Origin of the sequence: Pseudomonas nicosulfuronedens, assembly GCF_005877905.1 — a bacterium.
Taxonomy (GTDB): Bacteria; Pseudomonadota; Gammaproteobacteria; order Pseudomonadales; family Pseudomonadaceae; genus Pseudomonas; species Pseudomonas nicosulfuronedens.
The window spans coordinates 96,298-121,510 of the sequence record NZ_SWDV01000005.1; the positions used below are offsets into that span (position 1 = coordinate 96,298).

Below are 25,213 nucleotides of genomic sequence, written 5' to 3' on the forward strand. Positions count from 1 at the left end.
CGATTAATTCGAATCGATCAAGGACAGAACATGCCCGCCTACGCACTGAAATGCCTGAGCGCAACCATCACCGTGAGCATTCTCCTCAGCGCCTGCTCGGCCTTCGAGCCCAAGCCTTACACCGAGGAGGAGATGCGCCAGCGGGTGATCGAAGACCAGGCGCGGATGTACAAGGAGCAGGAGCCGGTCAACGGGCCGATCACCTTCTACGAAGCCTCGGCACGTGCGTTGAAGTACAACCTCGACTACCGCCTCAAGTTGCTGGAAAGCGCGCTGGCCTCCGACCTGCGTGACGTCACCAGCCACGAGATGCTGCCGCGTGTGGTCGCCTCCGCCGGCTACGCCGGGCGCAACAACGACTCGGGCGGTACCTCCATCGGTATCGAGGATCGTCAGGTCAGCTTGCGGCCGTCCACCTCGGAAGAACGCTACCGCCAGCTCTACAGCCTCGGGCTGTCCTGGAGCCTGCTGGACTTCGGCGTCGCCTATTACCGCACGCAGCAGAAGAACGACCAGATGCTGATGGCCGAGGAGCGCCGCGAGAAGGTCGCGCAGAACGTCCTGCAGGACGTTCGCAACGCCTACTGGCGCGCGCTGGGCGCCCAGCGCCTGTTGCCGGAAGTGGACGGCCTGCTGATGCGCACCCACCGCGCCCTGACCTCCGCCCGCGAGGCCGAAGGCAAGGGCCTGCTGCCGCGCCAGGACATCCTCGCCTACCAGCGCGCCCTGCTCGACTCGGTGTACATGCTCACCGTACGCCGCCAGGACCTGGAGTTCGCCCGCGCCGAGCTGGCCGCGCTGATGTCGTTGCCGCCGAACACCAAGATGGTCCTGGCCGACATCGGCGAGCAACCGCTGCCGCTGGTCACCAACAATATCGACCAACTCGAGCGCCTGTCGCTGGAACGCCGCCCGGAAATCATGGAGGAGTGGTATCGCAAGCGCGTCGACATGAACGACCTGAAGATCGCCAAGGCCCAGCTGTGGCCCAACGTGAGCTTCAACTACGGCTACGAGTACGACTCCAACAAGTACCTGTACAACAACGACTGGAACCAGACCGGCATCAACGTCTCGATGAACCTGCTGCGCCTGGCCCAGTACCCGGACATCAAGGCCGCCGAAGCCAGCCAGGAAAAGACCGACGACATGCGCCGCACCGCGCTGTCCATGGCCATCCTCACCCAGGTCCGCGTCGGCCTGCTGCGCTACCAGCTGGCCAGGCAGGAAGTGGAGTTCGCCGACGAGAGCCTGCGCGTCGACCAGAGCCTGCTCAGCTACGCCCAGTCCGCCCGTGGCGCCGCCCTGGGCAGCGAACTGGAGCTGATCCGCGCCGAAGGCCGCTACCTGCTCTCGCGTTACCAGCGCGAAGCCGCCTACTCCGACGCCCAGGCCGCCTGGGGCCGGTTGTACAACTCGGTGGGCTTCGAGGTGATGCCCAAGGAAATCGAGAACCACGACGTGAAGACCCTCGCACGGGAAATCCAGCGCACGCTGGAGCAACAGACCAGCACCAACCTGCTCGCCAGCAGCGGCCCGACGACCGCTAAACCGACCGCCGGGCAAGCATCCGCAGGGCAGAAGGAAATCGCCAATGCCGCGCAGTAAGTCGTACCTGCTCCTCCCTCTGTACCTGATGTTGCTCCAGCCGGCGCTGGCCGACGACAGCACCGGCGCCCTGCCGCCGTTACCTGACAACCAGGACCCCGGCGCCATTCGCGTGCTGCTGGTATCCAACCTGGAAACCACCCTCTCCGCCCAGATGAACGGCACCCTCGGCGCGTTCAAGGCAAGCCTCGGCGACAAGGTCGCCAAGGACGCCGAACTGGCCCAGCTCAACTGCGTGGAAGTCAACGCCCGCGCCAAGGTCGCCGCCGCCGAACTGAACATGGCCCGCTCCAACCTTGCCGCCAAACAGAACCTGCGCAAGCTCGATGCCGTGGGAGACCTCGAAGTCGCCATGGCCAATACCGAGGTACAGAAGGCCGACGGCGCACTCACCCTGGCCCGCGCCCAGGCCGGCTACTGCCTGGTCGACGCGCCCTTCTCCGGTCGCATCGCCAAGGTCTACGTCAAGCCGTACCAGACGGTGACGGCCGGCACTCCGCTGTTCGACCTGGTCAGCGACGGCGCCCTCAAGGTGCGCCTCAACGTGCCCTCTTCCATGCTGCCCAGCCTGCGCCCGGACATGCCACTAGAGGTGGACATCCACGAAACCGGCAAGCAATACCCCGCCAAGGTCAGCGTGATCAACGCGCGGGTTGACGCCGTGGCGCAGACCGTGGAGCTGGAGGCAAAGCTGGACGCCAGCTATCCCGAACTGATCGCCGGCATGAGCGGGGTCGCACGCTTCCCCGAAAGCCATGAGTGAGCTGCTGCCGCCACCCCAGCTGCTGCTGAGCCTGGCCAATGTGCGCGACAAGGCGCTGACGGCCGACTCCCTCGGCGGCCTCGCCTTCAGCATCGCCAACGACCTGTTCCCGCTGCTGCGCTTCCACCAGGCGCTGGTGTTCGCCTGCCATGAATCGCGCAACGAGCTGCTGGCGGTGTCGGGACTGGCCAAGCCGACGGAGGACTCGCCCTATCTGGTCTGGCTGGAGCGCGCGAGTCGCTGGGTAGCCGGGCAGATACCCGACGCTACGCCCACCTGGCTGGCCCGCGATGCCATCGAACCGCCTGCCGACATCGCCGAGGGCTGGAGCGAATGGTGGCCCGCCGGGCTCTGGTGCGTACCGCTGCACGATCGCGCGGGCAAGCGCCTGGGGCTGGTGCTGTTCCTCCTCGACGAACCGCCGGCGCGCAATCTGCAACCGCTGCTGCAGGGCATCTGGCAGACCTGGGCGCACGCCTGGGCAGCGTTCGGGCCACGTACCCGCCTGCGCTTCTGGCGACCGAGCAGGCGCCAGGTGCTGATCGGTGTGATCGCGCTGGCCGCGCTACTGCTGATCCCGGTGCGGCAGACCGCCCTGGCGCCGGCGGAAGTCGTCTCGCGCAACGCCCAGGTGATCAGCTCGCCGATCGACGGGGTGATCGTCAAGATGCTGGTGCGTCCCAACCAGAGCGTGGAAGTCGGCACGCCGCTCTTCGAACTGGACGAGACCACTCTGCGCAGCCGCGCCGACGTGCTGGCCAAGGAAGTCGCCGTGGCCGACGCCGAGCTCATGGCGGCCAGCCAGCGCGCCTTCGACAACCCACAGAGCAAGAGTGAGTTGACGGTGCTCGACGGCCGTGCCCGTCAGCGCCGCGCCGAACTGGCCGCCGTGCAGGCGCAACTGGCGCGCACCCGCGTGCTTGCGCCGCGCGCCGGCGTTGCCGTGTACAGCGACCCCAACGACTGGCTGGGCAAGCCGGTGGTGACCGGCGAACGCATCCTGCAGATCGCCGACCCGAAGGCACCGGGCATGCGCATCCAGCTGCCGGTGGCCGATGCCATCGCGCTGGAGCCGGGGGCGAAAGTGGCGCTGTTCCTCACCGCCTACCCACTGGACCCGCTGCATGGGGAAATCCTCGACACCAGCTACCAGGCCAAGCCCAGCGACGAAGGCGTGGCCTCCTACCGCCTGCTGGCCAGCGTCGAGAACGCGCCGCCCCACGCGCGCCTGGGCCTGCATGGCACCGCCAAGCTCTACGGTGAGCGCGTCGTGCTCGGCTACTACCTGCTGCGCCGCCCGCTGGCATCCCTGCGCGCCTGGACTGGCTGGTAACGGCGATGGACATTGCCGCCGAAGACCTGCCCACCCCGCCACTGCGGGACGACCTGCGCCTGGACGAAGCTGCCCCTGGCCCGGACGGCGAGCCGGTCTGGGTGATCCACGACAGCGTGCTCAATCGCTTCTACCGCATCGGCTGGCTGGAGTTCGAATGCCTGCTGCGCTGGGAGCAGACGCCCCGGCAGATCAGCGAGCAGATCGCCGAGCAGACTGCCCTCAAGCCCGAGGCCGAGCAGGTGCTGGGCTTTCGCCAGTTCCTCGAACAGCACCAGCTGCTGCGCCCTGGCCCCGAGGCGCTGGCACGGCTGGCCGCCCGTAGTGAAGGCAAGCAGTGGACGACCTGGAACTGGTGGCTGCACCACTACCTGTTCTTCCGCATTCCGCTGCTCCGCCCGCAGCGTTTCCTGCGCGCCATCGCCGGCAGCCTCGACTGGCTGTTCAATCGCTACGTGGCCATGCTGGTGCTGCTACTGAGCCTGGCCGGCATCGTCCTGGTAACCCACCAATGGGACACCTTCACCCATGACGTCGTGGAATCCTTCTCTCTCGAAGGTCTGCTGAGCTTCGCCGCCGCGCTGGTGGTGGCCAAGACATTCCACGAGCTGGGCCACGCGCTGGTGGCCACGCGGCTGGGGCTGAAGGTCGCGCACATGGGCATCGCCTTCGTGGTGATGTGGCCGATGCTCTACACCGACACCGGCGAGAGCTGGAAGCTGCGCAGCAACCGCCAGCGACTGGCCATCGCCAGCGCCGGGATCATCACCGAACTGGGCCTGGCCGGGCTGTCGACGCTGGGCTGGGCGCTGGCCGATCCCGGCCCGTTCCGCAACGGGCTGCTGTACCTGGCGACGACCAGTTGGGCGTTGTCGCTGGCCTTGAATGCCAGCCCTTTCATGCGCTTCGACGGCTACTTCATCTTCTCCGACCTGCTGGACTTCCCCAACCTGCACGAGCGCGCCGGCGCCCTCGCGCGGACCACGCTGAGGCGCAACCTGCTGGGGCTGGAGGAGCCCTGGCCAGAGCACTTCCCCACCAGCAAGCGCCGGGCGCTGGTGGCCTTCGCCTTCGGCACCTGGGTCTACCGCCTGCTGCTGTTCCTCGGCATCGCCGTGGCGGTCTACTACTTCTTCTTCAAACTGCTGGGAATCTTTCTGTTCGCCGTGGAAATCAGCTGGTTCATCGTTCAGCCCGTGTGGCGTGAACTCAAGGTCTGGTGGCAGCGCCGCGCGGAAGTGAAGCCGCGGCGCAAGCTGGTGTTCTTCGCGGCACTGGTCGCCGTGCTCCTGCTGCTCGCCATCCCCTGGCGCACCCAGGTGCACGCCATGGGCGTGGCTCGCGCGGCGCAGCAGCTGCACGTCTACGCGCCCTTCCCCGCGCTGCTGCGCGACCTGCGCCCGGGCGGCGAAGTCGGCAAGGGTGAAACCCTGGCCGTGATGGAAGAACCCGATATCGCCGCCAAGGTCGCCGGCAGCGAGGCGAGCATCCGCGGCTACCAGGGACGGCTGGCCGGCATGCTCGCCGACCCGTCCGGGCTCTCCGAGGAGGCCGTCACCCGCCAGCGGCTGGGCGTGGAGTACCAGCAGGCTCGCGCCGCCCGCAACGAGATGGCGAGGCTGAACCTGCAGGCACCCTTCGCCGGCCGCTGGATGGACGTCAATCCGGACTGGAAGCCCGGCCAGTGGATCAACACCCGCGAGCCCATCGGCGTACTGGTGGACCCGCAGCACTGGCTGGTGGATGCCTACGTCAAGCAGGACGAAGTGCAACGCCTCACCGATGGCGGCCATGTGCGCTTCTACCCCGAAGGTGTGCCGCGCCCCATCGAGGGCCAAGTGGTGCTGATCGGCACCACGCGCATCAGCCAGCTGGAGCAACCGATGCTCGCCTCGCGCTACGGCGGCCCGCTGAACGTCAATCCTCAGGGCGAAGCGCTGGTGCCCAATCCGGCGCTGTTCCATGTGCTGGTGAAGCTCGACGCAGCGCCGCCGGGCTTGCACGAGACCCGTGGCCACCTGCAGATCGAGGGCGCCCGGCGCAGCTGGCTGGGCGAAGGTTTTACCCGCCTGCTGGCTGTCGCCCTGCGCGAGAGCGGCTTCTAGCGCCGCTATAAGCCGGCCCTGCCGCGATCCGCAGGCAGGGCTGGCGCGTCGGCCTTACTCCTTCGCCATCCCGAAGCAATGCCGCGCCTGCGGGAACCGGCGCTCGCGCACCTCGCTGGCGAAACGCTCGGCCGCCGCGCCGATCAGCTCGTCCACCCGCACGTACTGCTGGGCAAAGCGCGGAATCTGCTCGCCGGAAAGCCCCAGCATGTCCTCGGTCACCAGCACCTGCCCGGCGCAGGCGGGTGAAGCGCCGATGCCGATCACCGGGATGTCCAACTGCTCGCAGACCTGCCGCGCCACCGGCTCCAGCACGCCTTCGAGCACCACGCTGAAGGCACCGGCCGCAGCAACGGCATCCGCATCGCGCAGCACCTGCGCGACGCCGGCTTCCTCCTTGCCTTGAACCTTGAAACCGCCGAGGGCGTTGACCTTCTGCGGCATCAGGCCGATATGCGCCATCACCGGAATGCCGCGTTCGATGAGGAAGGCGATGGTCTCGGCCATCTCCGCCCCGCCTTCCAGCTTCACCGCCTGCGCACCGCTTTCCGCCAGTACCCGCGCGGCGGCGAGAAACGCTTGCTGCGGCGAGGCCTGGTAACTGGCGAAAGGCAGGTCCACCACCACGCAGGCCCGTTGCGAGCCCCTGACCACCGCAGCGCCGTGGGCGATCATGGTGTCCAGGCTGACCGCCAGCGTGTGCGGCATGCCGTAGAGCACCATGCCCAGCGAATCCCCCACCAGCAGCACATCGACGTGCGGATCGAGCAGCCGGGCCATGGGCGTCGAGTAGGCCGTCAGCACGACCAGGCTGCCAGGCTCGTGGCGCTGGCGGATGTCGAGGGTGGACAGGCGTTGTTGCGGGCGATGGCTGCTCATGGTGCTCTCCGCTGTGGGATGGTTTTGGGGGCTGGTATTGGCCGGGAAAGACGCTACCATCGGCGCTTCGTGGCCCACTTCCGTGAGAGAGACAAGCTATGCCGTCGACGGGACAGGATCCTCTGGCGCTTCCCGGGTTCGCTTCCCTGCCCCGCCCCGTCTGGCTGCGCGCCTTCGACATGCCGGCCGGCCACAGCGTGGAGCCACATACCCATCCCTGGGGCCAGTTGATGTACGCCGCCAGCGGGGTTCTCGAGGCCAGCACCGAGCAGCACGCGTGCCTGATCCCGCCCCGTCGCGCCATGTGGCTGCCGGCAGGGGTTTGCCATAGCGTGCGGGCGCGGACGGCCGTGGTCTTCCGCAGCTTCTACCTGGCCCCGGAGATTGCCGCGGGGCTGGGGCCCTGCCGGGTCGTGGAGATCTCGACACTGCTGGACAACCTCATCCAGCGCGCCAGCGAGTTCGCCAGCGACTATCCCGACGAAGGCCCGGAAGCCCGCCTGATGCAGGTTCTGGTGGATGAACTGCACAATGCGCCGGACTCCGGCCTGGACCTGCCCCTGCCGCGCGACACCCGGCTGCGGCGCGTCACCGACCACCTGCAGGAGCACCCCGGCGAGCGCCTGGGCATCGAAGACTGGGCGCAGCGCGTCGGCGCCTCGCGGCGCACCCTGGCGCGGCTGTTCCGTGACGAGACCGGATTGTCGTTCCGCGAATGGCGCGAACGCGTGCGACTGCTCGCGGCGCTGCCCAGGCTGGAGCGCGGCGAGTCGGTGACGCTGATCGCCGGAGAACTGGGCTACGAGTCCACCTCGGCTTTCATCGAGCTGTTCCAACGCCAGCTCAACACCTCGCCTGGCGCCTTGGCGCGGCAGATGCGAGCAGGTAGCCAGCCCAGCACAACTTGAGAATTTCTTATGTTCATCGCGAGAACATTGAGTTTGTCTCATGAAGAAGTCGCCAGGAGAATCTCACCATTCGCTGATTCAATGGAGAGATTCACATGGCACTGGCACACAACCTCGGCTTTCCCCGCATCGGCCGCGACCGCGAGCTGAAGAAAGCCCAGGAGGCCTTCTGGAAAGGTGAGCTGGACGAAGCCGGCCTGCGCGCCGTTGGCCGCGAACTGCGCGCTGCCCATTGGCAGATCCAGAAAAACGCCGGCATCGAGTTGCTGCCGGTGGGCGACTTCGCCTGGTACGACCAGGTGCTGACCCACTCGCTGACCTTCGGCGTGATCCCCGAGCGCTTCCGCGCCCATGGCGACGCCAAGCCGACCCTGCAGACGCTGTTCGCCATGGCGCGCGGAGTCAGTGATAGGTGCTGCGGCGGCGCCCACGCGCAAGAAATGACGAAGTGGTTCGACACCAACTACCACTACCTCGTCCCCGAGTTCAGCGCTGACCAGCCGTTCGAGCTGAGCTGGGAGCAACTCTTCGAGGAAGTGGAAGAAGCCCACGCACTCGGCCATGCAGTCAAGCCGGTGGTGATCGGCCCGCTGACCTACCTTTGGCTGGGCAAGACCAAAGGGACTGACTTCGACAAGCTGAATCTGGTCGAGCGCCTGCTGCCGCTCTATGGCCAGATTTTCCGTCGTCTGGCTGCACAAGGCGTCGAATGGGTGCAGATCGACGAACCGATCCTCGCCCTCGACCTGCCGCAGGAGTGGAAAAACGCTTTCGAGCGTACCTACAACCTGCTGCAGAGCGAGCCGCTGAAGAAACTGGTGGCCACCTACTTCGGCGGCCTGGATGACAACCTGGGGCTGGCCGCCGGCCTGCCGGTGGACGGCCTGCACCTCGACCTGGTGCGCGCGCCGGAGCAGTTCCCGACCATCCTCGACCGCCTGCCGGCCTACAAGATTCTCTCCCTCGGCCTGGTCAACGGCCGCAACGTCTGGCGCTGCGACCTGGAGAGGAGCCTGGAAGTGCTGCGACACGCCCATGAGCGTGTCGGCGAGCGCCTCTGGGTCGCGCCGTCCTGCTCGCTGCTGCACAGCCCGGTGGACCTGGAGCGCGAAGACCAGCTCGACGGCGAGCTGAAGAGCTGGCTGGCCTTTGCCGTGCAGAAGTGCGCCGAGGTCGCCCTGCTCGCCCGTGCCGTCAATGAGCCCCAAGCGCCGGAAGTCCAGGCCGCGCTGGAACAAAGCCGCGCCGTACAGGCCAGCCGTGCCGCCTCGCCGCGTATTCACAAGCCGGAAGTGAAGGCCCGTCTGGCCGCCGTCCATGCGCAGGACAGTCAGCGCCAGTCGCCTTTCGCCGAGCGCATCGTCAAGCAGCGCGCCGGCCTCAACCTGCCGGATTTCCCCACCACCACCATCGGTTCCTTCCCGCAGACCTCTGCGATCCGTCTCGCGCGCCAGGCCTTCAGACAGGGCAAGCTCAGCGTTGCCGACTATACGGAAGCCATGCACAGCGAGATTCGCCATGCCGTGGAGATCCAGGAGAACCTGGGGCTGGACGTGCTGGTACACGGCGAAGCCGAGCGCAACGACATGGTCGAGTACTTCGCCGAGCAGCTCGACGGCTACCTCTTCACTCGCTTCGGCTGGGTGCAGAGCTACGGCTCGCGCTGCGTGAAACCGGCGGTGATCTTCGGCGACCTGAGCCGACCGCAAGCGATGACCGTGGCGTGGATCAAGTACGCCCAGAGCCTCACCAGCAAGGTGATGAAAGGCATGCTGACCGGCCCGGTGACCATGCTGATGTGGTCCTTCCCGCGCGAAGATGTCTCCCGCGAGGTGCAGGCACGCCAGCTGGCCCTGGCGATCCGCGACGAAGTGGTGGACCTGGAGGCCGCCGGCATCCGTATCGTGCAGATCGACGAGGCCGCGTTCCGCGAGGGCCTGCCCCTGCGCCGCAGCGACTGGGGTCGCTACCTCGACTGGGCCACCGAAGCCTTCCGCCTCTGCGCCTCCGGCGTACGCGATGAAACCCAGATCCACACCCACATGTGCTACAGCGAGTTCAACGACGTGATCGAGTCCATCGCCGCCATGGACGCCGACGTCATCACCATCGAGACCTCGCGTTCGGACATGGAGTTGCTGGAGGCCTTCGAGAAGTTCGAGTACCCCAACGAGATCGGTCCGGGTGTCTATGACATCCACTCGCCGCGCGTGCCGGGCAAGGACGAGATGGTCAAGCTGCTGCGCAAGGCGACCCAGCGCATCCCTGCCGAGCGCCTGTGGGTCAATCCCGACTGCGGCCTGAAGACCCGCGCCTGGCCGGAGACCGAAGCGGCGCTGGTGAACATGGTCGCGGCCGCCCGCGAGCTGCGCAGGGACGTGGCGCTGCTGGGCTGACCGGCCTGCCGCCGTTCATAGGATGGTGTGGAGCGCAGCGATACCCATCGCCCCTGCGCAACGACAGCATGGGTATCGCAAGCTCCACCCATCCTACGATCTACACACGACATCGGATTCGCAGGAGCGGACTCCGTCCGCGATTGGCATCCGCTCGCAGCGGAACAACGGCGAACACCTGCTCTGCTGCACCGCGACGACCCGGCAGATGAGCGCACCGCCGGACAGGCGTAGTCTTGAAGGCCTTCGCTCCACGGCACACAGGACCAGACATGAAGCAGTTGCTCATCATCGGCATCGGCGCGGGCGACCCCGAATACCTCACCGTGCAGGCGATCAACGCGATGAACCGCGCGGACGTGTTCTTCCTCATGGACAAGGGCGCGAGCAAGGTCAAGCTGCTCCAGCTGCGCCGGGACATCCTCGAGCGCTACGTCTCCCGTATCGACTACCGCATCGTCGAAGCCGACAGCCCCGAACGCGCCCGCGAAGGCGACTATTCCGGGCAGGTGCAAGGCCTCAACCACGCCAAGCAACAGGTGTTCGAACGACTGATCGACGAAGAACTGCAGGATGGCCAGTGCGGCGCCTTCCTCGTCTGGGGCGACCCATCGCTCTACGACAGCACCCTGCGCATCCTCGACGCCGTCCTGCGCGAGGGCCGGGTGAACTTCGACTATCAGGTGATCCCCGGCATCACCAGCGTGCAGGCCCTGGCCGCGCGCCACCGGGTGCCGCTGAACGCCATCGGCCAGTCGGTGCAGATCACCACCGGTCGCCGTCTGGCCGAAGGGTTCCCGGCCAATGCGCAGAGCGTCGTGGTAATGCTCGATGCCGAAGATACCTACCGCCAGCTGGACGATCCGGAACTGGAAATCTACTGGGGCGCCTACCTCGGCACGCCAGACGAGATCCTGCGTAGCGGGCGGCTCGTCGAGGTCGGCGAAGACATCCAGCGCACCCGCCAGGCGGCCCGCGAAGCCAACGGCTGGATCATGGACACCTACCTGCTGCGGCGCGGGCCGAAGGACGCCTGAGCCCCCAAGCAGGGCAGACAACCCGTGCCGGGGCATGCGCCCCACGGTTCTGAGCAGGCTCGGCAAAAGCGGCTAGAGTGATTGCGTTGTGTCGCCAACGCCCGCCGGAGCGCACCGCTCATGCCCAACGCCACCCTCGCCCGCTTCATCGAACACGCTACCCAGCTCAGCCGGCAGGAGTCCGAGCCCTGCCAGTGCGTGGCCACGCTGGCACCTTTCATGATGGAGCTGCTGGCCCATGCCGGCGACTTCCTCGAAGCGCACCACTACCAGAGCGACCCGTTCCACTATGCGCGCAACCTGGTCTACCAGGCCCCTGACGACAACCTGTCGCTCTACGCGCTGGTCTGGTCGCCAGGCCAATGGACGCCGGTGCACGACCACGGCAGCTGGGGCGTGGTGGGCATAGTCGAAGGCGTGCTGGAGGAGCGCAGCTACGTTTGCCTGTCCGCTGACCGCCACCGCGATGAAGGCATCGAACTGGTCAAGGGCGGCATGATCCTGCTGCCGCCCGGCGCGGTTACCAGCTTCGTCCCCAACCCCGACCACATCCACGTCACCGGCGTCCCCGCCGAGCGTCCGCGTGCGGTCAGCCTGCACCTCTACGGGCGGATGATGAACAACTACCACATCTATGACGTCGAGGCCGGCACGCGGCAATTCGTCGAGGTCGAGCACAACGGCTGAGCCGCCTGCCAGGCGAGCCTCCCGAATAGCCGGAGGCCACGCCCAGCGCGGGCTATACTGGTTCCGGCGCACAGGAAGGAATAGCTCTGGCGCGCCCCTTCGGCGGAGGACGGTCAATGAATGCGCCTGGTCCCGTTGTTCGTCCGACGATCCTGATCGTCGACGATGCTCCCGAGAACCTCACGCTCCTCTCGGAGCTGCTCAAGCTGCTGTACTGCGTCAAGGCCGCCCGCAGTGGCGAGAAGGCACTGCAGATCGCCCAGTCGGACGAGCCGCCGGACCTCATCCTGCTCGACGTGATGATGCCTGGCATGGATGGTTTCGAGGTCTGCAAGCGCCTGCGCGACGACGCCCGAACCCGGCATATACCGGTGATCTTCATCACTGCCCAGGACACCGCCGATGAGGAAATACGCGGTCTGGAGCTGGGCGCCGTGGACTACCTGACCAAGCCGATCAACCCGCCCACGGTGCTGATGCGCGTGGACAACCAGTTGCGCATCAAGGCCGCCGCCGACTTCCTGCGTGACCAGAACGAATACCTCGAACAGGAGGTGCAACGGCGCACCCGCGAGCTGGCGGCCATCCAGGACGTGACCATCCTGGCAATGGCCTCTCTGGCAGAGACTCGCGACAACGAAACCGGCAACCACATTCGCCGTACCCAGCATTATGTCAGCGCGCTGGCCGAGCACCTGCAGCAGCACCCGCGCTTCACCGCCGAGCTGGATGAGGAGACGCGGCAGCTGCTGTTCAAATCGGCGCCACTGCACGACATCGGCAAGGTCGGCATCCCCGACCACATCCTGCTCAAGCCGGGCCGCCTCACCAGCGAAGAGTTCGAAGTCATGAAGACGCACACCACCCTGGGCCTGGATGCCCTGGAGACGGCCGAGGCGCGGCTCGGGATGGACGTGCCCTTCCTCCGACTGGCCAAACAGATTGCCTACGGCCACCACGAAAAGTGGGATGGCTCGGGTTACCCTCAGGGGCTGGCCGGCGACGCTATTCCGCTGTCGGCTCGGCTGATGGCGGTGGCCGATGTCTACGACGCACTGATCAGCCGGCGTATCTACAAGAACGCCATGCCTCACGAAGCCGCCGTCGAGCACATCCGCGGCCAGCGCGGCCAGCACTTCGATCCTGACGTGGTCGACGCGTTCCTCACTCTTCAGGACGAATTCCGCCGCATCGCCGAACGCTTCGGCGACAAGGAAGCTCATCCTGCCGAGGGCGCCACGCCCACTTGACCGATGCTCCCCCTTCATCGATCCAGAGCAGCCCCGCCAGGAGGCGCCCCGATAGTGACTCCACTCGGTTTTCTACAGCGGCTGAAGCTGAGGACACGGTTGGTGATCGGGTTTGGCGGCATCCTCCTGTTTGCCCTGTTCATCGGTCTGTACAGCCTGTACGTCCAGCGCGAGCAGACTCAGCGGATCACCCAGATCTACGAAAAGGAAATGCTCGGCCTTGCCCATATCGATGCCGCCCGGGTCGCGCTGGCCAGCATCGGCAGGAGTGTTCGCCAGACGGTGCTCGCGGCGGACACCGGCGCCAGGGAGCAGGCACTGGGGCAACTCAAGGAAACCCAGGCGGCCTTGCGCGAGGAGATCGAACAGGCACGTCCGCTCATCTACCGCACCCGCGCGCAGCAGGAGCTGATCCGTTTCGAGGTCGCCTACGAGGAGTACCAGGGCCAGATCGACCGGGTGCTGCAACTCAACGATCAACCTGCCAGTGCGGGCCACTCCTCGGACCTGGCGGCGATTGCCCTGCTGTCGTCCACTGAGCTCCAGCGACCTGGCGAGGTCGCCAACCAGGCACTTTCCGAAGTGGGGCAAATCAAGCGCGCAGGAGCGGACCTGGAGGTCAATCGTGCCTCCGAGCACTTTCTGCGCAGTGTCGAGCTGACCTTCTGGCTCCTCGCCTTGTGCGTGGGTGGCGGAGTCCTGTTCGCCATTCTCATCAGCCTGTCCATTCGCCGCCCGGCCGACAGGCTCAGGCACTCGGTCGACGCACTGAGCAAGGGCGAACTGGACGTGGTCGTTCCCTTCCAGGATTACCCCAACGAAATTGGCGAGATGGCGCGGGCCATCACTGCCCTGCAATCCGAAGCCCGGCAGATGGCGGACCAGCGCTGGGTGAAGACCCAGGTGGCGACGCTGAGCATGGCCATGCAGTCCGTCGCCGGGTCCCGCCAACTGGGCGACCGTGCCCTGGAGGCACTGGCCCCACCGATGTGGCTGCGGCGTGCCACTCTGCACATTCATGATGAGAAAAATGCCGAGCTGGTGCTGCTGGGCAGCTACGCGCCAGGCCCTGACTCACCTCATCGCGTGGCCGTCGGCCAGGGGCTGATCGGTCAGTGCGCGAAACAGCGCGCGGCAATCCACCTGCCCCGACCTGAAAACGCGGCGGAGGATGGGTCCTCCCCAGCGCGGAGACTCGATGTTCTCCCGCTGATCCATGGTGAGCGCCTGGTCGGCGTGCTCGCGTTGGAGGGGGTTCAGGAATTTGGCCCGAGCCAGCTCGACCTGCTCGGCGAATTTGTCCCGCTGCTGGCGATGAACCTGGAAATCCTCGAGCGCACCTCGCGCACCGAACAGCTCCTCAAGGAGACCCTGACCCAGGCCGAGCAGATGGAATGCCAGGCCGCAGCCCTGCAGGAAAGCGAGAAGCGCCTGCAGTACATCCTCGACTGCAGCCCGGTCAGCGTCGCCATTTCCACCCAGGAGCACCTGCACCTGGTCAACCCTGCCTTCGCCACCAGCTTCGGGCTCAAGGTGGGCGACAATGCAGCCGGGCTTTACGTCGACGAGACGGAGCGCGAAGCGGTCTGGAACGAGCTGCTGTCCGGCGAGCAGATGCTCGAACGTGAGGTTCGCCTGTATGACGGCCAGGGCGCCGAGCGCGACATCCTCGCGACCTACCTGCCGATAGTCCACCACGGCGAACCCGCCATGCTCGCCTGGCTGTACGACATCACCGAGCGCAAGCTGGTCGAGCAGCAGATGCGCCGTGCCAAGGAACTGGCCGAGGAAGCGACCCGGGCCAAGAGCGAGTTCCTCGCCAACATGAGCCATGAGATCCGCACGCCGATGAACGTGATCATCGGCATGAGCAGCCTGGCCCTGAAAAGCGGGCTCGACGCGCGCCAGCACAACTACGTGCAGAAGGTAAACCGCTCCGCCGAGGGGCTCCTGGGTATCATCAACGACATCCTCGACTTCTCGAAGATCGAGGCCGGCATGATGAGCGTGGAGCACGTCGAATTCCGCCTGGAGGACGTGCTGGAGCAGTTTTCCGCGATGGTTGGTTTCAAGGCTGAGGAGCATTCACTGGAACTGCTCTTCCAGCTCAGCCAGGACCTGCCGACCTCACTGATCGGCGATCCGCTGCGCCTGGGGCAGATCCTGCTCAACCTGGGCAACAACGCGGTGAAATTCACCGAGCGCGGTGAGATCGTCCTCGGCATCGAACCTGTGGCACTCGACGCCGAGGACGCGGAGCTGCACTTCTGGCTGCGCGACACCGGGATCGGCATGACCTCCGAGCAGTGCGGACGCATGTTCCAGTCCTTCATCCAGGCAGACTCCTCCACTTCGCGCCGCTACGGTGGCACCGGGCTCGGGCTGTCGATCTCCAGGAGCCTGGTGGAACTCATGGGCGGGCGCATCTGGGTGGAAAGCGAACCGGGCAAGGGTTCGGTGTTCCACTTCCACGCGCACTTCGGCATCCCCGAGGCCGCCGCGCCACGGCGCATGCTGCGGGCCGACGAGCTGCTCGGAGTGCGCGCCCTGGTGGTCGACGACAACGCCTCGGCGCGGGAGATCCTCTCCGGCATGGCGCTCAGCTATGGGCTGGAAGTGGACGTCGCGCGCAATGGCAACGAGGCGCTGGAGTGGATCAGCGAAGCGGAACAGCGCCAGCTGCCCTACCAGCTGGTGCTGGTGGACTGGCAGATGCCGGGCATGGATGGCATCGAGGTCGTTGCGCGTCTGCACGACGGCCACTGCGAGGAGGTGCCGGCGGTGGTCATGGTCACTGCCTTCGGCCGCGAGGAGGCTCTGGATGCGGCCCAGCAGCGCGGCGTCGAACTGGGCACGGTACTGACCAAACCGGTGACGCCCTCCACCCTGCTGGAGTCGATCAACATTGCCCTGGGCAAGCAGAACGTCGTCGAGCCGCGCAGTCGCGAACGCCAGAGCGCTACCGACGAGGCAGTGGCCCGTGTCGCCGGCAGCCGAATATTGCTGGTGGAAGACAACGAGCTGAACCAGGAGCTGGCGATGGAGCTGCTGGGCGATGCCGGTATCGAGATCGTGCTGGCCTGCAACGGTCAGGAAGCACTGGACCTGCTGGCCGTCGACAGGCGTTTCGACTGCGTGCTGATGGACTGCCAGATGCCCGTGCTCGACGGTTACGCGGCCACCCGGGCACTGCGCCTGCGGCCGGAACTGGCGCAGCTGCCGATCATTGCCATGACCGCCAACAACATGGCCGGGGACCGCGAACTGGCGCTGGCTGCCGGCATGAACGACCACATCGCCAAGCCCATCGACCCGCCCGCGATGTTCCTCACCCTGTCGCGCTGGATCGAGCCGCGGCAACGGCCGGGCACAGCGAGCGCGTCGGCACCCACTGCATCGCCCGCCAGCCTGTTCGACCTGCCGGGTATCGACAGCCGCGCCGGGCTCGCCACCTGCGCCGGCAAGGCAGCACTCTACGAGCGACTACTGCGGCGTTTTCACACCAGCTACCGGGATTTCATCGACGAGTTCCGCGCCCTCGACTCGGCGACCGACCCGACGATCCGTCGCCGCGCCGCCCACACCCTGCGCGGCGCGGCCGCGAACATCGGTGCCCTGGCACTGGCACGGGCGACCACAGCGCTGGAAGACGCCTGCCTTGGATCGTCCTCGGAAGCACTGATCTCGCGCCTGCTGCTGGATGTGCAGGCGCAACTGGAGACGGTGCTGGCGAGCGTGGCGAATCTCGCCACAGCTTCCCCCGCGGAGCCGCCTGCGGCCGCCATGACCGAGGAGCAGATCACCGCCCTCTTCCGGCAGCTGCACGGTTTGCTGGAGCACAGCGACACCAGCGCCGGCGAACTGGTCGCCCGGCTGAGCCGCGTCTTCGCGGACTCGCCTCGGGCCGGGCTGCTGCGAGAGATAACCGAAGCCATCGAAGGCTTCGACTACGATCGGGCTCTGGCGCAGCTGCAGCGATTGATGGACGAGACCCCCGCGCCCCTGCAGCCGCATGCCTGAGCGAGCGGCCTCAGAGCGTCCTGATCGAGGTGCTGATCGCCCGCGCGCATTCGATGGCTGCCGGTGCCAGGCGACGTTCGGCGTCCTCGCGGGTCCAGCGACTGGTGGGCGCCACCACGTGTACCGAGGCGACCGGACGGCCCTGGCTGTTGCGCACCGGTGCGGCCACCGCCATGTCTCCCAGGAACAACTCCTCGCTGTTGATCGCATAACCCTTGCGGCGAATCTCGGCGATCTCGCTGAGGATTTCCTCCAGCGAGGTGCGGGTGTACTGGGTGTGGCTGGACAGGTCACTGTCCTGCAGCAACTCCAGCACCTCGTCGTCGCTCAACGCGCTGAGGAAGGCGCGGCCCGAAGCGGTGCAGTACATGGGAATGCGGCTGCCGATGGGCAGATGAATCGGGATGAACTTCGGCCCGACGAAGCGCGCCACGTAGAGCATGTCGGTGCGTACCGGTTCGGTGAGATTGGTGGTCTCGCCCGTGGTCTGCGCCAGCTCCGCGAGGAAAGGGTTGGCCACGTCCACCAGGGTATCGGCGGCGAGGTAGTTGTAGCCGATCTCCATTACCTGCGGCGTCAGCTGGAAGCGCTTGGTCTGTGGGTGCTTGCTGACATACCCCAGTGCTTCGAGGGTATGGATCATCCGCTGCGCCGAGCTCTTGGTGATATCGGCGGCCTCGGCCACCTCGGCCAGGTTCATCGTGCGGTTGCGCGCATTGAAGGCGCGCAGCACCGCCAGGCCTTTTTCCAGCGACTGGTTGAACAGGCTGTTTTCGTTGTCGCTCATGTCTCGTCCTTGCGAGGGAGAACGCCTTGAATCAGGCATTTAGTATCGATATGCGATATTTATAAATCTCTTTACGATTCTTGTAAATCATTTATATTGCGACCAACGCCTCCTGCCGAACCTCGAGGCCATCCATAACGCATAACGACAACAAACCGCGTCAAATGGGAGTTCACCAATGCATCCTCGCCTCCGCGTGTTTTCCTGCGCCCTCGCGCTCGTCGCCAGCTGCGCTGCATCCCTGGCCGCCCAGGCCGAACCGCTGAAGGTCGGCGCCACCGCCACCGGCGTGCCGTTCACCTTCCTCGACATCCAGACCAACAGCATCCAGGGCATGATGGTCGATTCCGCCCAGGCCGTGGCCAAGGCCGGCGGCTTCGAAGTGGAAATCGCCCAGACCACCTTTGCCGCACTGATCCCCTCGCTCACCGCGAAGAAGATCGACCTGATCTCCGCCGCCATGCTGCGCACTCCCGAGCGGGAAAAAGTCGTGCAGTACTCCGACCCGGTATTCGAGTACGGCGAAGGCCTGGTGGTGCGTGCCGACGATGACAAGGCCTACACCAGCATGGATGACTTCAAGGGCGAAGTGGTCGGTGCCCAGGTCGGCACCATCTTCATCGACAAGCTCAACCAGCGCGGCATCTTCAAGGAGGTGCGCGGCTACGACTCCCTCGCCGACCTCACTCGCGACCTGGCGTTCGGGCGCATCAAGGCCGGCTTCGGCGACCATCCGATCCTCGCCTACCAGATGGCCAAGGGCAGCCTGAAAAAGGTACGCCTGGTGGACAGCTACCAGCCGCAGATCAAGGGCGAGGTCTGCCTGATCCTGCGCCAGGGCGATCCGCAGCTGCTCGCCCAGGTGAACAAGGGCATCGCCAGCATCAAGGCCGACGGCACCCTGGCCGGCATCATCGGCAAGTGGCATCTGGACTGACGTCCGCCCGCTTCACACCATTCCCAAGTCTCACCCGCCCCTTTCGCCGGAGCCTCGCGCCCGGTGAAGGGTGACGGCCGCCCCTGATTTCCGCCCACGGACAAGCCCATGTTTTTCCAGAACGCCCTGGACTTCCTGCCCATTCTCCTGAATGGCGCGGTGGTCACCGTGCAAGTCACGATTGCCTCCTTTCTGCTCAGCTCGCTCATCGGCCTGGCCTTCGCCCTGATGATGGTGTCGAAAGTCCGCGCCGTCGCCCTGTTCGGCATCTCCGTGGTCAACGTCATCCGTGGCCTGCCGATCATCGTGCAGCTGTTCTACATCTACTTCGTGCTGCCGGACTTCGGCGTGCAACTCAGCGCCATGCAGGCCGGCATCATCGGCCTGGGCATCGCCTACTCGGCATACCAGGCGGAGAACTTCCGCGCCGGCATCCAGGCCATCCAGCAGGGGCAGATCGAAGCCGCCGAATCCCTCGGCATGCGCGGCCCGATGATCATGCGCCGGGTGGTACTGCCGCAGGCCTTCCGCATCGCCCTGCCGCCCTACGGCAATACCCTGGTGATGATGCTCAAGGACTCCTCGCTGGTGTCCACCATCACCGTCGCCGAAATGACCCGCGCCGGCCAGCTGATCGCTTCCTCGACCTTCGAGAACATGACCGTCTACACCCTGGTCGCCCTGCTCTACCTGGCCCTCAGCCTGCCGCTGTCGTTCGCCCTGCGCCGCCTCGAAGCGCGCATCGCCACGAGGAAGAAAGCATGATCCGTATCCAGTCGCTGCACAAAAGCTACGGCAGCACCCGCGTCCTCGAAGGCATCGACCTGTCGGTCGAGAGCGGCCAGGTAGTGTGCCTGATCGGCCCGTCCGGCTCGGGCAAGTCCACGCTGCTGCGCTGCATCAATGGCCTGGAAACCTACGAGGGTGGCGACATCCTGGTCGGCCAGGAACGCGTCGACCGCCACGCCCACTCCATCCATGAAATCCGCACCCAGGTGGCGATGGTGTTCCAGCGCTTCAACCTGTTCCCCCACCGCACCGCCCTGCAGAACGTCATGGAAGGCCCGGTGTACGTGAAGAAGGAACGACCCGAAGCGGCCCGCGAACACGCCCGCGCCCTGCTGGAGAAGGTCGGCCTGAGCCACCGCATGGACGCCTACCCGGACGAACTCTCCGGCGGCCAGCAACAACGCGTCGCCATCGCCCGCGCCCTGGCCATGCGGCCCAAGGCGATCCTCTTCGACGAGCCGACCTCGGCGCTGGACCCGGAACTGGTGGGCGAAGTGCTGGCGGTGATGCGCAAGCTCGCCGACGAAGGCATGACCATGGTGGTGGTGACCCACGAGATGGGCTTCGCCCGCGAAGTGGCGGACAAGGTGTGCTTCCTCTATGGCGGCCGTATCGTCGAGGAAGGCGCAGCCAAGGATGTACTCGGCGCGCCGAGCCAGCCGCGCACCCAGGAATTCCTCCGGCGCCTGCTCAACACCGACGGGGGCCAGGCATGAACGCCCAGCCCCTGGCACTGCCGCCCTCGCTGTGGGCAGCCACCGCTAACGCCGGCCCGGCCACACCGGCGCTGGCTGAAGACAAGCAGGTCGACGTCGCCATCGTGGGCGCCGGCTACACAGGGCTGGTCACCGCCCTGCACCTGGTCCGCAATGGCGTACGCGTCTGCGTGCTGGATGCCGGCGAGCCGGGCTGGGGCGCCTCCGGACGCAACGGCGGGCAGGTGATCCCCGGTCTCAAGCATGACCCCGATGACCTGCGGCGCATGTTCGGCGGTGACCGGGCCGAGCGCCTGATCGACGTCGCCGGCGGCGCTGCCGATGAGGTCTTCGAGCTGATCCGCCGCTACGACATCGATTGCGAAGCTACCCGCAAGGGCTGGATTCAACCGGCTGCCTCGCCGGCCGCCCTGCGCGCCATCGAGAAGCGCGCCGAGCAGTGGCGCCAGCGCGGCGTACCGGTGGAGATGCTCGACAAGAGCAGCGTCGCCCAGCGCATCGGCAGCAAGGACTACCTCGGCGCCTGGGTCGACCCGCGCGCTGGCAGCGTCCAGCCGTTGAGCTACGTGCGCGGTCTTGCGCGAGCAGCGTTGAGTGAAGGCGCGGACATTCACGGACACAACCGCGTGACCGACCTGCGCCGCCACGGCAGCGGCTGGCAGCTCACCACCGACGCGGGGCACAAGGTCACCGCCGAGCGGGTGATCCTTGCCACCAATGGCTACAGCGACGACCTCTGGCCAAAGCTGCGGCAGACGGTGATCGCCGCCAACAGCTTCATCGTTGCGACCAAACCCCTGCCGGAGCACCTGCGGCGCAGCGTGCTGCCCGGTGGCGAAGTCTGCTCGGATGCGCGCCGGCTGCTGTTGTACTTCAAGCAGGACGCGCGCGGCCGGCTGCTGCTGGGCGGTCGCGGCCCATTTGCCGAGCCGCGCTCGCCCGGTGATTGGTTGCACCTCAAGCGCTCGCTGCTGGGGCTGTTCCCGCAGCTGGCGGAGGTCGAGTTCGAGTACCAGTGGAGTGGCCGCGTGGCGCTGACGCCGGACTTCATGCCACGCCTGCATGAACCGGCCCCCAACCTCAGCATCCTGCTGGGCTACAACGGTCGCGGCATCGCCATGGCCTCGGCCCTGGGCCGGCACCTGGCAGAGCGCTTGCTGGACCGCGAGAAGGACTTCCCCTTCCCGATCACGCCGGTGCGACCGATCCCCTTCCACGGGCTGCAACGCCTGTACCTGGGCGTGGGCATTGCCTGGTATCGCCTGCTCGACGCCGTGCTCTGAGCGACACGCCCGGCCGCTCAGGCCGGGCGTCCTTCCTGTAGCGCCGCCAGGTACGCGCGCGGCGGCTGACCGGTGTGCTCGCGAAAGCAGCGGTAGAACACCGACAGCGAATTGAAGCCCACCGCGAACGCCAGTTCATCGATGCGCGCCGTCGGTTCTTCCCGAAGGCGCTCCAGCAGATGGCCGATACGCGCCTGGTTCAGGTAGCGATAGAAGCTCTGGCCGAGCACCTGGTTGAGCAGGTAGGAAATCTGGTTGCGCGTGTAGCCGGTGGCCCGCGCCAGGCGCTCCAGGTCCATCTCCGGGTCGAGATAGGGATGGGCGCTGCCGAAGTAGGACTCGATATCCAGCAGCATCTTCCCCACCTGCGCGGAGTTCAGCCCCAGGCGGCGCTGGTCCTTGACGCCCTCCTCGCGCTGCTCGCGCACCGGCGTTGCATATTCGTGGACGCGCCAGATCAGCCCGTCGCGCACGGTAATCGCTTCGCTGGCGCGGAACGAGGCCAGCCGGCTGCTGCGCCGCAACGTCAGGCGCGAGCGGTACTGGATGAAGGCGGTGTCGCCATCGGCGCGAATCTGGTCGATGTGCTCGATGTGGTGCTGCGGGCTGCGCGGCATGGCGGTGCGGATATAGCCGGGCAACTCGCTGGCGGGGATTTCCAGGTCGTTGTAGAAGTCGCAGTACTGCACCTGCGGATGGAACATCGCCAGCACGCCCTCGACGTCGCGGTTCATCCAGCACTGGTGGTAACGCGTGACCACCTCGCGGGTGCGCTCGGTTTCATCATTCATGTTCTTGCCTCCGCCATGAGGGCCGCCAGCGTAGGGCGGTGCCCCTGCCCTGCACAGTGTCGCGGGTCCGCAGGAGCATGACCGATTCCGCCCGTGCACGGAAGAACGACGCCAGGCCGCGCCGCGCCTAGTTTTCGGCCAGGGCCGACAACAACAGAACAAGGCCCGATTCCCACCTGCCGATCGCATGGGCGCCGCGCTAGCCGGCGCCCCCAGGAGTGAAGATGAACAAGCGTGCTTTGGGTTGTCTGGCCGGTCTGCTGGCCGGCGTCGCGTTGCCGGTGCTGGCGGCGCCGCAAGAGGTGCATTTCGCCAACTGGGCCGACTATATCGGGCCCACCGTGCTGGCGGACTTCCAGAAGGAAACCGGGATCAAGGTGGTGCTCGATGCCTTCGAGTCCGACGAAGTGCTGGAGGCCAAGCTGCTCACCGGGCATTCCGGCTTCGATGTGGTGGTGCCCTCGGCGGACTTCCTCGCCCGTCAGCTCAAGGCCGGCGTCTACCGCCCGCTGGACGACGCACTGCTGCCCAACCGCAAGAACCTCGACCCCGACCTCCTGGCCCGCGTGGCCCAGTCCGACCCCGGCAACCGCTTCGCCGTGCCCTACCTGTGGGGTACCGTCGGCATCGGCTACAACCCGGCGAAAATCAAGGCGGCGCTGGGCGCCGACGCCCCGCTGGACTCCTGGGACCTGGTGTTCAAGCCGGAGAATCTCGCCAAGCTCAAGGGTTGCGGCGTGGCCTTCCTCGACTCGCCGGCGAAGATCCTGCCGCTGGCCCTGCACTACCTGGGCAAGGACCCGAACAGCAACAACCCGGCGGACTACGAAGCCGGCACCAAGCTGCTGGAAAGCCTGAAGCCCTCGGTCACCTACTTCAGCTCGACCAAGTACATCGCCGACCTCGCCAACGGCAACGTCTGCATCGCCATCGGCTTCTCCGGCGACGTGTTGCAGGCGCAGAAAAGCGCCCAGGAAGCCGGAGGCTCGGTACAGGTGGAGTACAGCGTGCCGAAGGAAGGCACCAACATCTGGTTCGACAACCTGGCCATCCCGAAGGACGCGCGCAACCCCGAGGGCGCCCATGCCTTCATCAACTACCTGATGCGCCCGGACGTGATCGCGAAAACCAGCGACTACCTGCACTACGCCAACGCCAACGTGCCAGCCAAGGCGCTGATGGACGAGCAGGTCCGCGGCAACCCGGCCGTGTACCCGGACGCACAACTGGTGAAGGGCATGTACGTCAGCCTGCCGCCGACCCCTTCGATCCTGCGCCTGATCACCCGCGACTGGAGCCGGATCAAGTCGGGCGTCTGATTCCGCCGTCTGCTGGCGTTAACATCAACAGCCCCGGCCGCCATTGGCGTCCGGGGCTGTTTGCGTTTCCGGGAATGCCTTTTCCACGGCGAATCCCCAGCCTTGCGGAAAGTGGATAGAACGCACCCGTGCCTCCAGCCGACACTAGCCTCGCCTGGCAGCATCCCCGCTGCATGTGCATTCACTACAAAACCAAAAAAACCGAGGCTTGTATGACCACCCCCGCCGAGCAACTGGAGCAACGGCTGAAGCAACAGAAAATCACCGAAGTCGAATGCGTGGTGAGCGATCTCACCGGCATCGCCCGCGGCAAGATTTCCCCCACCAACAAGTTCCTCGGCGAGGGAGGCATGCGTCTCCCCGAAAGTGTGTTGCTGCAGACCGTCACCGGCGATTTCGTCGATGACGACGTCTATTACGACCTGCTCGACGAAGCGGACATCGACATGGTCTGCCGTCCCGACCCGGATGCCATCTTCCTGGTGCCCTGGGCGCTGGAACCGACCGCGATGGTCATCCACGATACCTTCGACAAGGTCGGCAATCCCATCGAGCTGTCCCCGCGCAACGTCCTGAAGCGCGTACTCAAGCTCTACGCCGACAAGGGCTGGAGCCCGGTGGTGGCGCCGGAGATGGAGTTCTACCTGACCAAGCGCAGCAGCGACCCGGACTTCCCGCTGGAAGCCCCCGTGGGCCGTTCCGGCCGCCCGGAAAGCGGCCGCCAGAGCTTCTCCATCGACGCCGCCAACGAGTTCGATCCGCTGTTCGAGGACGTCTACGACTGGTGCGAACTGCAGGGCCTGGACCTGGACACGCTGATCCACGAAGACGGCCCGGCGCAGATGGAAATCAACTTCCGTCACGGCGACGCGCTGAGCCTGGCCGACCAGATCATCGTGTTCAAGCGCACCATGCGCGAAGCCGCGCTCAAGCACGACGTCAGCGCCACCTTCATGGCCAAGCCGATCACCGACGAGCCCGGCAGCGCCATGCACATTCACCAGAGCGTGCTGGACATCGCCACCGGCAAGAACATCTTCGCCGCCGAAGACGGCTCCATGAGCCAGCTGTTCCTGCACTACATCGGCGGCCTGCAGAAGTACATCCCGAAAGTGCTGCCGATGTTCGCGCCCAACGTGAACTCCTTCCGCCGCTTCCTGCCGGACACCTCCGCGCCGGTGAACGTCGAATGGGGCGAAGAGAACCGCACCGTCGGCCTGCGCGTACCGTCCGCACCGCCCATCGCCATGCGCGTGGAAAACCGCCTGCCGGGCGCCGACGCCAACCCGTACCTGGCGCTGGCCGCCAGCCTGCTCTGCGGCTACCTGGGCATGATCGAACAGGTCAACCCCAGCGCTCCGGTACAGGGTCGCGCCTACGAGCGCCGCAACCTGCGCCTGCCGATCACCATCGAGGATGCGCTGCAGCAGATGGAAGACTGCGCCGTGCTCAAGGAATTCCTCGGCGAGAAGTTCGTGCAGGGCTACGTCGCCGTGAAGCGTACCGAACACGAGAACTTCAAGCGGGTAATCAGCTCCTGGGAGCGTGAGTTCCTCCTGCTGAGCGTCTGATTCCGCGTCACCGACTTCACAACAACAATTCGGG

The 25,213-nt window shown here is 66.2% G+C and carries 19 protein-coding genes; 16 read left to right on the forward strand and 3 right to left on the reverse strand.

The genetic code is table 11. The features are described 5' to 3' along the window. The first annotated feature begins 30 nt into the window (after positions 1-30). Genes FAS41_RS07210 through FAS41_RS07225 form a run of 4 tightly spaced genes read left to right on the forward strand, consistent with a single transcriptional unit; the run spans position 31 to position 5,809 of the window. Entirely contained in the window at positions 31-1,608 is a 1,578-nt protein-coding gene (locus FAS41_RS07210) for a TolC family protein (protein ID WP_138520921.1), read from the forward strand. Continuing rightward, positions 1,595-2,371, forward strand: a complete 777-nt coding sequence (locus tag FAS41_RS07215; protein ID WP_138520922.1) for an efflux RND transporter periplasmic adaptor subunit — start codon at positions 1,595-1,597, stop codon at positions 2,369-2,371. The genes FAS41_RS07210 and FAS41_RS07215 overlap by 14 nt, the downstream gene beginning before the upstream one ends. After that, positions 2,364-3,704, forward strand: coding sequence for an efflux RND transporter periplasmic adaptor subunit (locus FAS41_RS07220; protein WP_138520923.1), 1,341 nt, complete (start codon positions 2,364-2,366; stop codon positions 3,702-3,704). The genes FAS41_RS07215 and FAS41_RS07220 overlap by 8 nt, the downstream gene beginning before the upstream one ends. A 5-nt stretch (positions 3,705-3,709) precedes the next feature. Then, the gene (locus FAS41_RS07225; RefSeq protein ID WP_138520924.1) at positions 3,710-5,809 is read left to right on the forward strand and encodes a site-2 protease family protein; all 2,100 of its coding nucleotides are present in this window, start codon (positions 3,710-3,712) and stop codon (positions 5,807-5,809) included. A gap of 54 nt (positions 5,810-5,863) precedes the next feature. Here FAS41_RS07225 and panB read toward each other — a convergent pair whose 3' ends face one another. Beyond that, the gene (gene panB / locus FAS41_RS07230) at positions 5,864-6,688 is read right to left on the reverse strand and encodes a 3-methyl-2-oxobutanoate hydroxymethyltransferase (RefSeq protein ID WP_138520925.1); all 825 of its coding nucleotides are present in this window, start codon (positions 6,686-6,688) and stop codon (positions 5,864-5,866) included. A gap of 98 nt (positions 6,689-6,786) precedes the next feature. Between panB and FAS41_RS07235 the strand changes: the two genes are divergently transcribed. The 6 genes from FAS41_RS07235 to FAS41_RS07260 all read left to right on the forward strand — a co-directional run bounded on the left by FAS41_RS07235 (position 6,787) and on the right by FAS41_RS07260 (position 16,986). Beyond that, the gene (locus FAS41_RS07235) at positions 6,787-7,596 is read left to right on the forward strand and encodes an AraC family transcriptional regulator (protein ID WP_171049455.1); all 810 of its coding nucleotides are present in this window, start codon (positions 6,787-6,789) and stop codon (positions 7,594-7,596) included. Between the two features lie 95 nt (positions 7,597-7,691). After that, positions 7,692-9,992 (forward strand): 5-methyltetrahydropteroyltriglutamate--homocysteine S-methyltransferase, encoded by a 2,301-nt coding sequence (gene metE, locus FAS41_RS07240; protein ID WP_138520926.1) that lies wholly within the window; start codon positions 7,692-7,694, stop codon positions 9,990-9,992. A 272-nt stretch (positions 9,993-10,264) separates the two neighbouring features. Further along, on the forward strand, positions 10,265-11,029 hold the full coding sequence (gene cobF, locus FAS41_RS07245; RefSeq protein WP_138520927.1) for a precorrin-6A synthase (deacetylating): 765 nt from the start codon (positions 10,265-10,267) through the stop codon (positions 11,027-11,029). A gap of 120 nt (positions 11,030-11,149) precedes the next feature. Continuing rightward, positions 11,150-11,716, forward strand: coding sequence for a cysteine dioxygenase family protein (locus FAS41_RS07250; protein WP_138520928.1), 567 nt, complete (start codon positions 11,150-11,152; stop codon positions 11,714-11,716). A gap of 116 nt (positions 11,717-11,832) precedes the next feature. Next, positions 11,833-12,966 carry a response regulator gene (locus tag FAS41_RS07255; RefSeq protein ID WP_138520929.1) on the forward strand — a complete coding sequence of 378 codons (1,134 nt, stop codon included), beginning with the start codon at positions 11,833-11,835 and terminating at the stop codon, positions 12,964-12,966. A gap of 3 nt (positions 12,967-12,969) precedes the next feature. After that, positions 12,970-16,986, forward strand: a complete 4,017-nt coding sequence (locus tag FAS41_RS07260; protein ID WP_138520930.1) for a response regulator — start codon at positions 12,970-12,972, stop codon at positions 16,984-16,986. Between the two features lie 10 nt (positions 16,987-16,996). On the opposite strand, the gene FAS41_RS07265 is transcribed toward FAS41_RS07260, so the two are convergent. Beyond that, positions 16,997-17,773: an IclR family transcriptional regulator gene (locus FAS41_RS07265; protein ID WP_138520931.1), complete on the reverse strand. Its 777-nt coding sequence runs from the start codon at positions 17,771-17,773 to the stop codon at positions 16,997-16,999. Between the two features lie 178 nt (positions 17,774-17,951). On the opposite strand from FAS41_RS07265, the gene FAS41_RS07270 reads away from it, so the two are divergent. From FAS41_RS07270 to FAS41_RS07285, 4 genes are all read left to right on the forward strand, one after another. Beyond that, positions 17,952-18,710, forward strand: a complete 759-nt coding sequence (locus FAS41_RS07270) for an ABC transporter substrate-binding protein (RefSeq protein WP_138520932.1) — start codon at positions 17,952-17,954, stop codon at positions 18,708-18,710. A gap of 108 nt (positions 18,711-18,818) precedes the next feature. Beyond that, complete coding sequence (locus FAS41_RS07275) at positions 18,819-19,475, forward strand: amino acid ABC transporter permease (protein ID WP_138520933.1); 657 nt, start codon at positions 18,819-18,821, stop codon at positions 19,473-19,475. Then, positions 19,472-20,215: an amino acid ABC transporter ATP-binding protein gene (locus tag FAS41_RS07280; protein ID WP_138520934.1), complete on the forward strand. Its 744-nt coding sequence runs from the start codon at positions 19,472-19,474 to the stop codon at positions 20,213-20,215. Before FAS41_RS07275 ends, FAS41_RS07280 begins: the two co-directional genes overlap by 4 nt. Beyond that, positions 20,212-21,498 carry an NAD(P)/FAD-dependent oxidoreductase gene (locus FAS41_RS07285; protein ID WP_138520935.1) on the forward strand — a complete coding sequence of 429 codons (1,287 nt, stop codon included), beginning with the start codon at positions 20,212-20,214 and terminating at the stop codon, positions 21,496-21,498. The genes FAS41_RS07280 and FAS41_RS07285 overlap by 4 nt, the downstream gene beginning before the upstream one ends. Before the next feature lie 17 nt (positions 21,499-21,515). On the opposite strand, the gene FAS41_RS07290 is transcribed toward FAS41_RS07285, so the two are convergent. Further along, positions 21,516-22,289, reverse strand: coding sequence for an AraC family transcriptional regulator (locus FAS41_RS07290; RefSeq protein WP_138520936.1), 774 nt, complete (start codon positions 22,287-22,289; stop codon positions 21,516-21,518). Positions 22,290-22,513: 224 nt separating this feature from the next. Here FAS41_RS07290 and FAS41_RS07295 point away from each other — a divergent pair, with 224 nt between their 5' ends. Next, positions 22,514-23,608 carry a polyamine ABC transporter substrate-binding protein gene (locus FAS41_RS07295; RefSeq protein ID WP_138520937.1) on the forward strand — a complete coding sequence of 365 codons (1,095 nt, stop codon included), beginning with the start codon at positions 22,514-22,516 and terminating at the stop codon, positions 23,606-23,608. A gap of 212 nt (positions 23,609-23,820) precedes the next feature. Then, entirely contained in the window at positions 23,821-25,179 is a 1,359-nt protein-coding gene (locus FAS41_RS07300) for a glutamine synthetase family protein (protein WP_138520938.1), read from the forward strand. The last annotated feature ends 34 nt before the right edge of the window (positions 25,180-25,213 follow it).